Source organism: Streptomyces caelestis (genome assembly GCF_001279005.1).
GTDB classification, from domain to species: Bacteria; Actinomycetota; Actinomycetes; order Streptomycetales; family Streptomycetaceae; genus Streptomyces; species Streptomyces heliomycini.
In genome coordinates, this window is sequence record NZ_LGCN01000240.1 from 22,614 (window position 1) to 34,756 (window position 12,143).

The 12,143-nt window shown below is 75.2% G+C and carries 3 protein-coding genes; all 3 read right to left on the reverse strand.

Translation table 11 applies throughout. From position 1 onward, the window contains the following. Positions 1-18: 18 nt before the first annotated feature. Positions 19-6,801 carry a type I polyketide synthase gene (locus tag ADK41_RS31865; RefSeq protein ID WP_078661876.1) on the reverse strand — a complete coding sequence of 2,261 codons (6,783 nt, stop codon included), beginning with the start codon at positions 6,799-6,801 and terminating at the stop codon, positions 19-21. Next, the gene (locus ADK41_RS31870) at positions 6,798-10,880 is read right to left on the reverse strand and encodes a non-ribosomal peptide synthetase (RefSeq protein WP_030823603.1); all 4,083 of its coding nucleotides are present in this window, start codon (positions 10,878-10,880) and stop codon (positions 6,798-6,800) included. The genes ADK41_RS31865 and ADK41_RS31870 overlap by 4 nt, the downstream gene beginning before the upstream one ends. A 98-nt stretch (positions 10,881-10,978) precedes the next feature. Further along, positions 10,979-11,731 (reverse strand): class I SAM-dependent methyltransferase, encoded by a 753-nt coding sequence (locus ADK41_RS31875; protein ID WP_030823606.1) that lies wholly within the window; start codon positions 11,729-11,731, stop codon positions 10,979-10,981. Positions 11,732-12,143: the final 412 nt, after the last annotated feature.

The window sequence follows — 12,143 nt, forward strand, 5'->3', positions numbered from 1 at the left end:
CGGGGGTGGCCGCCGGACTCACCGGCCGGTGTGTACGGCGGCCAGGGCCCGGTCGATCAGGGCGGCGGTCCGCCGTACTGCGGGGTCGTGCAGCAGGGAGTAGTGGTGGCCTTCGACGGTGTGGGCGTCGACGGGACCGCTGACGTGCGGCAGCCAGCCGAGGGCGGGCAGGTCCGCGGCGTCGTCGACGCCCATGCCGACGCCGGCGTTGTGCGGCGCGGGACGGGACGCGGCGATGAGCAGCAGTCGGGTGGCCGGGTCGGTGAGGTGTCCGGCCCTGTGGTCGGCCAGCGCCCGCAGGTGGCGTTCGAAGACTTCGAGGCGGGTGTCGGCGGTGTCCCGGGGGCCGAGCAGGCCGGCCGCTCGTAGCCGTTCGGTGACCGACCGGCGTACCGCCGCCGCGTCCGGGGCGGTGCGGATCGTCTCCGCGTCCGCTCCGAGGTCCAGATCGAGGTCGAGGAACGCCTCCAGCGAGCGCAGGTAGCGGACGGCCGCGAAGGCGGTGTCCTGGGCGCGGCCGGCGCCGCCCAGTGCCCGGATGCGGTCGGGGGTGTTGGAGTCGATCAGGACGAGGAGGTCGGTCCGTTCTCCGCGTCGCTGGAGTTCCACGGCCATCTGGTGGGCGACGGTGCCGCCCATCGACCAGCCGCCCAGCAGGTAGGGACCCCGCGGCTGGTGGACGCGCAGCGCCGCGAGGTAGCGGTCGGCCGTCTCGGCGATGGTCCGCGGCCCGGTGCCGCCGGTCAGGGCGGGGTCGGTGACGGCTACGACGGGCCGGCCGTCGGTGAGGAGACGGGCGAGTTCGCCGTAACACAGTACGTCCCCGCCGGAGGGGTGCATCAGGAACAGGGGGCGGTCTCCGTTGCCGTCGCGCAGCAGCATGGCCGCGTCGGTGTCGGGGGCCGGGCCGGGAACGGTCCGCTTCCTCACCGTGGGGGCAGGCCGCCGCGCTTCACGGGCCGGGGCGGCGGGCGCGGTGCGGGGCTCCTCGGTGTCCCACGCCCGCGGTGCGTCGGCCAGTCGGCGCACCCGCTCGGCGTAGGCGGCGAACGCCGCGTCCGCCTCGTCGGCGGGCAGGGCGTTCTCCTGGACGTCCCACTGGAGCAGGAGCGCCCCGTGCTGCTCGATCACCTGGTGGTCCAGCCAGGTCTGCGGGGTGCTGCTCACGCCGTACACCGGTGTGCCCGCCCAGTCCAGGTCGTGTCCGCCGCCGAGCGGCCCGGACAGGCCCAAAGCGCTGGTGAAGACCACGGGAACGGACTCGGTGCGGCCGGTGCGCGAGGACTTCTCGGCCAGCAGGTCGAGCGCGGAGAACTCCCGGTGGTCCAGGTCCTCGAAGAGGGTGCGCTGGGCCCGTACGGCGGCGTCGGCGAAGCAGCGGGTGTCCGAGCGGTCCACCTCGTGCAGCATCAGCGAGGTGAAGTCACCGACCACGGCGTCCGCTCCGGGAAGGTGCGCGGGCCGGTCGAAGAGGGTGAGGGTGACGGCGAAGCGGTTCTGCCCCGACCAACCGGCGAGGGCCTCGCCGTAGGCCGCCAGCAGGACGGCCGTGGGGGTCAGCCCGCGCCGGGCGGCCTCGGCCTTGAGGGCGTTCCAGCGGTCCGGCTCCAGACGGGCGGTGCGCCGTGCGAAGCGGGGCCGGTCCCCGGGGCTCCCGGCCCGGACGGGCAGCGCGGGTGCGCCGGGCAGGTCGTCCAGCCTGGCCCGCCAGTAGGCGGCGGCCCGCGCGTGCTCCGGGCCCTCGGTACGGCGCCCGAGTGCGGCCACACAGTCCGCGAAGGTGGTCTCCGGCGCCGGCAGCCGGGCGTCGGGATCGTGGTAGAGGGTGCGCAGTTCGCGGTCCCAGATCAGGTAGCTGGCGGTGTCGCACACCAGCACGTCCACGTTGACGAACAGCCGGACGACGTCGCCGGGCAGTCGGGCGGCCCGGATGTCGACCAGGGGCCAGCGGCCCGGACGGGGTTCGCGGCGCACCATGCGGGTGCGCACACGCTCCAGCTTCCGGGCGCGCTCGGCGTCGTCGTCCTTCGTCAGGTCCTGCACCCGGATCCGGTAGTGGGGCACCTTGTCGAGCACCCGGTTGAGGCCTTCCGGTGAGACGACCGCGCGCAGCATCGGGTGGCGGGCGACGACCGCGTTCCACGCCGTTTCGTAGCGGTCGGTGTCCAGGCCGGGACAGTCGTACTCCAGGTGGAAGGAGCACGGGACGTCACCGAGGCGGTAACCACCCGATCCGCCCACCCAGTAGGCGTGTTGCACCCGGGTGAGGGGGAACTCCCGAGGGCCGTCGCCGGGTTGCGGAGACGGTCCGCCCGCGTCCTGGGGCGTGGCGGGAGCCCGCCGGGATTCCCCGCCGGGCAGCATCGGGGCCAGGGCCGCGATGCTGGGCCGGGCGAGCAGGTCCTGCAGCCGCAGGTCGGCACCGTGGTCGTCGCGCAGCCGGGCGAGCATGCGGGTGGCCAGCAGGGAGTGCCCGCCGAGGGCGAAGAAGTCGGCGTCGCGGTCGGTGACGGGGAAGCCCAGCAGGTCCGACCAGACCTCTGCCAGGAGTGTCTCCGCACTGGTGGTGCATCCCGCACCGGCCTGCGGCTTTGCCGGGGGCTCGCCGGGAGCCGGTGCGACGGAGGCGGGTACGGCGGTGGGCGTGCCCGCGGTGCGGGGCGCGAGGTCGGCCGGCGAGACGGCGACGGAAGCCGGGGCACGGCCGCCGGCCGCGAGCGCCAGCAGACGGTCCACGGTGCGCATGCCGTCCGCCAGGCCGATCGAGTGCCGGGATGCGACGGTGCGTTCGCTCCGGCCGGGCCCGACGCGCCAGCCGTCCCAGGCCACGCTGATCCAGCGGGGTGTGTCCGGGCCCGCGTGGTGCTCGTGCTCGGCGAGGGCGTCCAGGTAGCGGTTGACGGCGGCGTACGGGGCGAGGCCGAGGCCGCCGACGAACGCCGTGGCGGAGGACATCAGCAGGACGGTGGCCGGGCGGCGGCCGGGCGGGAGGCCGTGCACGGCGTCGCGCAGCGCGAGGGCCGCGGTGACCTTGGCGTGCGCGTGCGCGCGCACGGCCTGCTCCTGGGTGGCCCGCAACGGCGCGACGGCGGCGGAGGCGACCACGCCGGCGGCGTGCACGACCAGGTCCAGCGGGCCCTCGCGGTCGGTCAGTTCCCGCAGCAGTTCCGTCGTGGCGGCGGCGTCCGCGGCGTCCGCGGCACGGACCTCGATGTCGGCGCCGGAGTCCCGCAGGGCGCGGATCGTCTCCGCCCGTTCGGCTTCGGCGCTGCCGGGGGCGGGGTCCGGGAGGAGCCCGGCGCGGCCGGTCACCACGACCCGCCGTCCGGAGCGGGCCAGGTGCCCGGCCAGGGCCAGGCCCACGTCCCCGAGTCCGCCGAGGATCACCGCCGTGCCCGTCCCGCCGTCGGTGACGGCCTGGCCGTCCGTGTCCGGCGCGGGTGCGGACGGTCGCCAGGGGGTGATGCCGCGCGTCCAGCGGTGTCCGCCGCGCAGGGCGCACTCGATGCCGTTCGGGCCTCCCGCCAGCAGGTCGGCGGCCTCCGCCGGCACGGTCCGGACGTCGTCGGCGTGCGGCGGGCCGGCCGGCAGGTCCACCGAGCGCCAGCGCAGGCCCGGGAACTCCTGGGCGAGGACACGGGGCACGGCGAGGCCGGCGGCGGCGTGGGCGGCGGGCCGGTCGGTGCTCTCCACCTGCTGGGCGTCGTGGCTGAGGTGCAGCAGGCAGGTGCGGTGCGCCCAGGAGGCGGCGGCCCGCGCCACCTCCGCGAAGTGCAGGACCGACGCGCTGACGGTTTCCGCCGGGTCGTCGCCGGTGTCACCGTACGGGCCGATCACGACGATGCCCTCACACGGGGTGCCGGGGTCCCGGACCACCTCGTCGAGGGTGACGGTGCCGGCCCCGGCGGCGGCGAGTGCGGCGCGCACCCGCTCGGCCGAGGGTGAGCCGGGAGGACCGGCCACGAGCCAGCGGCCCCGCAGCGCCGGCCGGTCCGCCTCGACGGGAGGCGTGCGCCGCCAGACGGGCAGTTGGAAGGGCTCGGACTCGTCCGGGGCGGCCTGCCCGGCGCCGTGGCCGGGGCCGGCCGCCGTACTGGCCCGTGCGGCGGCCGACGCGGTGGCGGCCGGCGGATCGATCCACAGTCTGCGGCGCTCCATGGGCAGGCCCGGCAGGACGACACGGCGTCGCCCCGGGCGGTGCAGGGCCGCGGCGTCCAGGGGGACCCCGTGCGTCCACAGTTCTCCGGCGGCCGCCAGCAGCGCGGCACGTCCTCCGCCGGGCTGCTCACGGTCGGGGAAGGCGGCCAGGGTGGCCAGGAGCTGCCGGTGTCCCTGCTGACGTGCCAGTTGGAGCAGTGCACCGCCGGGTCCCGCCTGGACGAGGACGGCCGGCCCTTCGCCCAGGGCGGTGGCCAGGGCGTCGGAGAAGCGCACGGTGGAGCGCAGGTGCGCCACCCAGTGGTCGGCGCCCGGAGCGGTGTCCAGCAGTTTCCCGGTGAGGGTGGTGGCGAGCGGGATGCCGGGAACACGCGCCCGGACGGCCCGGGCGGCCGCGCGCAGTTCGGGCAGGACGGGGTCGACCAGGCGCGAGTGTGCGGCCGCGTCGAGGGAGAGCCGCACGGTGCGCTCGCCGCGTGCGGTCAGGGCCCGCTCCGCTTCGGCCACGGCCGGCGAGGGTCCGGAGACCACACAGGACCGCGGGCCGTTGACGGCGGCCAGATCCAGTTCCGGGTGGTCGGCGAGCAGGGCGAGGGTCTGCCGCTCGGTCAGCGGGACCGTCAGCATCACTCCGCCGCCGGCCGCCCGGGACATGCCGCGCGAGCGGACCGCCACCAGTGTCGCGGCGTCGGACAGGGACAGGGCGCCGGACAGCACGGCGGCCACGTACTCGCCGAGGCTGTGACCGACCACCGCGTCCGGTTCGACGCCCCAGGAGCGCAGCGTGCGCGCGGCGGCCAGGGAGACGGTGAACAGGGCGGGCAGTCCGTGGGCGGGGTCGCGCAGCAGCCGGCGCGCGTGCTCGTCGGAGGGGTCGGCGGTGATCAGCGCGGTGAGGCCGGTACCGGTCCCGTCGTCGAAGAGACCGGCGCACTCGCGCACGGTGCGGTCGAACTCCTCTTCTTCTGCGCACAGTTCGCGACCCATGCCCGCGTACTGCGCTCCCCCGCCGGGGAAGGCCAGCACGATCCGGGGCGGGGTGGGGCCGGGCCGGCGCCGCGGGGCGGCGCGCAGGGCGCGGCTGTCGGTCCCCGCCGCCCCGGTGATCACCGCGGCGGCGCGGTACGGCAGCGTCGCGCGGCCGGTGTGCAGGGTGTGGGCCGCGTCGGCGGGCGCGATCTCGGTGGTGCGGAGGGCTGTCGCGGTGGCTTCGGTGAGGCGGGCGAGGGCGTCGTCTCGGTGCGCGCTGAGCAGGGCGAGCTGCGGGCGCGGATCGGCGGGCGGTTCCGGACGGACGGGGGCGCTGCCCAGGACGACGTGGCAGTTGGTGCCGCCGATGCCGAAGGAGCTGACGCCCGCGTACCGGGGCCCGGTCCAGTCGGTGGCCTCGTGGACGACGGTGAAGGGTGAGCCGTCCAGCCGGAGGTCGGGGTTGAGGGGCAGGGCGTCCAGGGTGGGCGGCAGTACGCCGTGGTGCAGGGCGAGTACGGTCTTGGCGAAACCGGCTATGCCCGCGGCCGAGTTGGCGTGCCCGATGTTGCTCTTGACCGAGCCCAGGGCGCACCAGGCCGGGCCGGTCCCGCCGAAGACGCGGCGCAGCGCGGCGACCTCCACCACGTCGCCGAGGCGGGTGGCGGTGCCGTGGGCCTCGACGTAGGTGATGTCCCCGGGCGTGAGACCGGCCACGGCGAGCGCCTCGGAGACCACACGGGCCTGTCCGCGCGGCGAGGGGGCGGTGAAGCCGGTGCGGTCGCCGCCGTCGTTGTTGACGGCGGAGCCGTGCAGGACGGCCAGCACCGGGTCGCCGTCGGCGAGGGCGTCGCGCAGTCGCCGCAGTACGGCCACACCGACGCCCTGGGTGTGCACGATGCCGGTGCCCTCGGCGGAGAAGGTCCGTACGTGCCCGTCGGCGGAGAAGATCCCGTCGGGGACGTGGAGGTAGCCCCTGCCCTGCGGGACGATCAGGGAGGCGCCGCCGGCGAGGGCGGTGTCGCACTCCCCCGCCAGCAGGGACTGGGCGGCCAGGTGCACGGCCACCAGCGAGGTCGAGCAGGCGGTGCCGACCGCGACGGCGGGTCCGGTGAACGCGAGGCGGTGCGCGACGTGCAGGGGGAGGTAGTCGGCCACACCCGCGAGAGCCGCCTGGAGGCTGCCGACGGGATCGGTGGCGGAGGCCGCGTACCGGTCGGCGAGGTTGCGGGCGAGGTAGTCGCTGTGGGCGGCGCCGGCGAAGACGCCCACGGCGCCCGCTCCGGCGCCGCCGCCGTGTCCGGCGCTCTCCAGGGCGCGCAGGCACGCTTCGAGGAAGAGCCTCTGCTGGGGGTCCATCACGGCCGCTTCGGCGTCGGTCAGGCCGAACGGCTCGGGATCGAACCGGTCCTGTCCTTCGATGACCCCGCTGACGGGTATGTGGGCGGGGTTGGCCAGCAGCCTCGCCGGGACGCCGCGTCCGGCCAGTTCCCGCTCGCCGTGCCGGGTCAGTCCGCTGCGGCCGCCGACGAGCAGGTCCCAGTAGGCCGCCGTGTCGGGGGCTCCGGGGAACCGGCAGTCCAGGGCGGTGACCGCGATCAGGTCGTCGCCGGTCTCGTGGTCGGGCCGGGGCGTGCCCGGCGTGTCTCCCAGGGAGGAAGTCGGTTCGGTCATCGTGTGGTCTCCTCGGCCAGGGCGCGTGCGGCGACGCGGGAGGTTCTGCGTGTGGGCCGTTCGGACCGCTGGGAGGCGGAGGGCCCGACGGCGTCGGCGCCGGCGTCGGCGCCGGCGACAGTGGCGGCCCGGTCGGTGTCCGGGGCGCTCTGGGCGGTGATGCCGGCGGCCAGGGCCGCGACGGTGGGGTGTTCGAACATGTCCGCCAGTGCGAGCCGGGGCGCGATGCCCTCCCGGAGCCTGCGGTGGGTGAGGACCAGGGTGAGGGAGGTGGCCCCCAGCTCCTTGAAGGTGCTGTCGGGCGTCACCGGCACGTCGGTGAAGTCGGCCAGGATGCCGGTCAGGGCTTCCAGCACGGCCGGCGCCACGGGCGCGGCCGGGCCCGGCCCGCGGTGCCGGGGCGCCTGGCCCGGTCCGGTGCCGTACCGTTCCGGGGCCGAGGCTCCGGACGCCGGACCGGTGGACGGGGAGGACGCCGGGAAGTCCCCTGCCCGGGGGCGGCAGACCACCTCCGCCAGTCCTCCGGGACCCAGGAGCGGAACTGCGGCCTCGCCGTCGGCGGTCCGCGCCACATGCCGGAGCCATCGGGCCGACGCCTCCAGCGCCTGGTCCGGCCGGAGCCGTCCGGGCCGGACCACGACGGCGGCCTCCAGGCCCAGGGCGGTCGCCTCGGCCAGCGCGGCGGCGACCCAGTCCCCACCCGGGGCGGACTCGACGGCGGCTCCGGCCGGAACAGTACGCGGTGTCGCGGTGGGCTCGGCCGCCGCCTCGGCGACCGGGGCCGGCCCGTCGGCGCCGGTGGTCCGGTCAGCGGCGGGCGGGGCGGTCAGCGCCGCGTGGTCGATCTTGCCGTTGGCCGTCACCGGCAGCTGGTCCAGGATCACGAACCGGCTGGGCACCATGTAGTCGGGCAGCCGTTCGCGCAGGACGTCCGCCAGTTCCCGGGCGGTCGGCGGTTTGCTCGCGCCCCGGGGCGACAGGTGCGCCACCAGTCGTGGCCGTCCGTCGGGGCCGCGTACCGACGACACCACGCACTGGCGGACCGCCGGATGGCGGGCCAGCACCGCCTCCACCTCGCCCAGTTCGATGCGGTGCCCGCGGATCTTCACCTGCCGGTCCACGCGCCCGAGGAATTCGATGGCGCCCTCGGCGGTCCACCGGCCGAGGTCCCCGGTGCGGTACAGCCGGCGGCCCAGCACGGGGTGGACGGCGAACCTCTCGGCGGTCTGGACCGGATCGGCGGTGTAGCCGCGGGCCAGCCCGTCACCACCGATGAACAACTCCCCCGCCTCGCCCACCGGGCAGGGCGCGCCGTCCTCGTCGAGGACGAAGAAGCTCTGGCCGCGCAGCGCCCGGCCGTAGGGGATGCTGCGCCACCCCGGATCGACGTGTCCCACCGGATGAGCGATGGACCAGATGGACGCCTCGGTGGCTCCGCCCAGGCTCATCACCTCCGCCTGGGGCGCCAGTCGTCGCAGCCGGTCGGGCAGGGTCAGGGGGATCCAGTCACCGGAGAGCATCACCAGGCGCAGGGTGCGCAGCGCCCCGGTGGCCTCCTCCGGTTCCGTCTCCGCGTACTCGACGAGCATTTCGAGCAGGGCGGGCGCGGTGTTCCACACGGTGACACCGTGCCGGCCGGCCTGTTCGAGCCAGTGCTGCGGGTCGCGCTGCCGAGCGGGGTCGGGCAGCACCAGAGAGCCGCCGGCGCCGAGGACGCCGTAGATGTCGAACACGGACAGGTCGAAGCTGAGCGCCGACAGCGCCAGCACCCGGTCGCCGGGACCGAGGGCGAACCGGTCGACGATGTCGTCGACGGTCGTGCGCGCGGCCCGGTGCTCGATCTCCACGCCCTTGGGGCTGCCGGTGGAACCCGAGGTGAAGATGGTGTAAGCGATGTCCTCGGGACGTGGGGCCGTGAGCGGTGCCGCGGGGCCGTCAAAGCCCGCGGCGGCTCGGGCGGGGCGCCCCGCGGCGGTCAGGCGGTGAACGGTGACGCCGTCGGGCCAGTCGGTCCTCACACCGCGGCCGGTCAGTGCGTGCCGGACCCCGGCCCGCTCGCAGACGGCGGCTATCCGCGCGGCCGGCCAGGAGGGTTCGACCGGCAGGTAGCCCGCCCCGCTCAGGCTGACGCCGAGTACGGCGGTGACCTGCGCGATGCCCTTTTCGCAGGCGACGGCGACCATGTCGCCGGGCCCCACCCCGTGTGCGGCCAGCAGTGCCGCGGCGGCGGCGGCGTTGTCCGCGAGGCGGGCGTGGGTGACGGTGGTGGAGGAGGTGCGCAGGGCGGGCCGTCGCGGATGCCGCCGGGCCGCGTCGGTGACCGGATCGTGCAGCAGGGGGCCCGCGTTCGGGAAGGGCACGGCGTCCAGGGGCTCTTCGGGGTGGAAGGACGGGTCCCAGCCCAGGGCGGTGTCGTGCCAGGCGTCGGGGTTCGTCAGGGTGTGGAGCAGGCGCACGAAGGCGTCGAGCAGGGCCGGTACCCAGCCGTCGGGGAACGCCCCCTCGACGGCGTCCCAGGCCAGGCGGAGGCGTCCGCCCTCGTCCCACACGATGTGGTCGAGCAGGACCTGCGGGGTCTGGGAGATGCCGTACACCTCCTGTCCGATCCAGGACGCCGGAGGCTCCCCGACGCCCGCGAGACCCACCCCGCTGGTGAACACCACCGGGTGGCTGAGCGCTCCCACCGGCGGCGATTCCTGCCCCCGCAGCTCCCTGAGCACCTCGACGCCGGACACGGACCGGTGGTCCAGGTCCTCCCAGAAGCGACGGTTGACGGCGGTGGCGTAGTCGGCGAAGCCCTTCCAGTCGGCGGGGGCGAAGCGTGGTGTGCCGACCAGGGCGGTGGTGGTGAAGTCGCCGACCACCCCCTCGGCTCCGCTCTCGTCCTCCGGGCGGTCGAACAGGGTGGTGTTGAGACAGATCCGTTCCCCGGCTCCCCACCGGCCGAGGACGACGGCGAAGGCCGCGAGCAGGGCCGCGGTCGGCGTGACCGCGTACTCGGTGCACCGGGCTCGTAGCCGGGTCCAGGTTTCTGCGTCGAGCTCGGCGGCGGAGCGGACGAAGCGGGGCGGGGTGGTGTCGGCGGGCTCGCGCAGCAGGGGCAGCCGCGGCGACGGCGGCAGCTCAGGGACTCGTTCGGCCCAGTAGGCGTGGTCACGGGTGCGCCGGGCCGCCCACTCCGGGTCCCCCGAGCGGGCGCGCTGGAGGTCGGCGAACCGGGTTGCCGGCTCGGGAAGCCGGTGGTCGGGGTCCGCGACGAGGCGGCCCCACTGACGCATCAGCAGCATCCAGCCGGTGAGGTCGGTCAGGAGCACGTCCACACCGACGTGCAGCCGGGTCCGCCCGTCGGGCAGCAGTGTGGCGTGGATGTCGAACAACGGCCACGACTCCGTGGGCCGGTTCTGGTGGGAGCGCTCCCGCCGCTGGGCGGACAACGTTTCCCTCACCTGTTCGGCGGGCTCGCCCCGCAGATCGGTGACGCCGATCCGGTAGGGGCCGGGAGCGGCTGCGATGCGTTGGCGGCCCCGGTCGTCCACCGTCATGCGCAGCATCGGGTGGTGATCGACCAGTCGGTTCCAGGCGGCTTCCAGCCGGGCCACGTCCACGAGCGGGTCCGTGCCGCCGGGTGTGCGGTCGTACTCGTAGTAGTAGAAGGTGGCCACTCCGCCCAGCGGCATGCCCTCGGCCCGCCCGGCCAGATACGAGGCCTGAATGGGCGTCAGGGGGAAGCACCCCTCCTCCGTCTCCTCGCCGTTCCGTGCACCGCCGGGCTCCGCCCCCGCCCGGCCCTCGGCGCCGAAGGGCTCGGGATCAGTCACCTTCTCCGGCAGGTGACCGGCGAGCAGACGGTCCGCCACCGCACGGGCCGTCGCGCCGTTTCCCAGCAGGGCGGTCAACGGCAGGTCCCGGCCGGTGCGTTCACGGATCCTCCGCCTCAGCCGCACCGCGGTGAACGATTCGAGCCCCAGGGCCGCGAGCGGAGTCGTCCGTGCGACCTCGTGGGGTGGTGTGCCGAGGACTTCGGCGATGCAGTCGATGACGCGGGCAAGGAGGTCGTCGCTCGGCACAGGCTGGTCCATCCGGTCTCCGTCAAAAGGCGGGCAGGGCAACGCCTCCCCCGCAGAGAGAGCCGGGGGAAGCGGAACACCGTTGAACCTAGTTGAAAATGATTATCAGATCAACCAACTTGTGATGCCGGATCACTCACGCGCTCGAGAACGCACAGCCCCAGACCGGAATCACCGGTCCGGCGCAACACCAGCCCCGCCTCGGCGACTTCGGCCGCCAGCGCGCCCTCCGTCGTGACCCACCAGCGGTATTCGACCGACGCCCCGGCCAGCGGCCGGCCCTGACGCAGGACGCCGTAGTCCATGCGCCAGGTGATCTCGTCCGCCCCCGTGGGACGCGCGCTCGCCCAGCCCTCGTACTCCAGTTCGCCGACGACGACCCGGGCCGTCCGCACCCGCTCCACCTCCACCGGAGTGAACGGCGGGGCGAGGTTGAACACCAGCGCTCCACCCGGGGCGAGTTGCCGGGCGGCGCGGCCCCACAGCGCACGCCTCTGCCCGGGCGGCAGGTGGCCGATCATGTTCAGCGCCACCACGGCCCGCACACCGTCGGGCCAGTCGACGCCCGCGCAGTCGCCGGGAACCACCGTGACGCGCTCGCGCAGTTCGTCGGCTTCATGGACCCGGGCGAGCAGGACGGCGCGCATCGCGGCGGACGGTTCGACGGCGAGCACCGGCGTCTGCGGCAGCGCGTCGCAGATGACGCGCACACCCCGCCCGGAACCGGCCCCAAGGTCCACCACGGCCCCGGTCCGGGCGCGGACGTTCGACAGGGCGTCAGCCAATGCCGGGGCCAGCGGCTCCCACGACTCGGCGATCAGGATGTCGAGGTATTCGGCGGACCGCTCATAGGGGTCACTCATCGCTGCTCCAGACACTCGTCGTCTCGTGGCTACCCCCGCACAGTAATCAGAAATGAATTTCATTACTAGGAGGGGGTGCGGGACGCCGCTGCGGCATCGGTCGGCTCCGACGAGCCTCCTGCGGCTCTGGCCGCCGACGGCGAACCGCCCGCCCGTGGCGGGCGGTGGCGCACCGCAGCATCAGCAAGCCTCAGGAGACCGCCCATCGCCTCGCCTGCGGACGGCTCGGCACCACGGTCGAACACCTGGCCCGTGCCGCCGGAACACGTGGAGCCATCGAGGAAGCCTTCGGGCGCGTCGAGCCGGCGGAGTCGGCAACGAATCGGGAGTGTCCTGCGACTTCACGACCGGGACGCCGTGGTCTCGATCGCGTCGAGGGCGGCGACAGGGGAAGTGCCCCGGATGTGGGCGG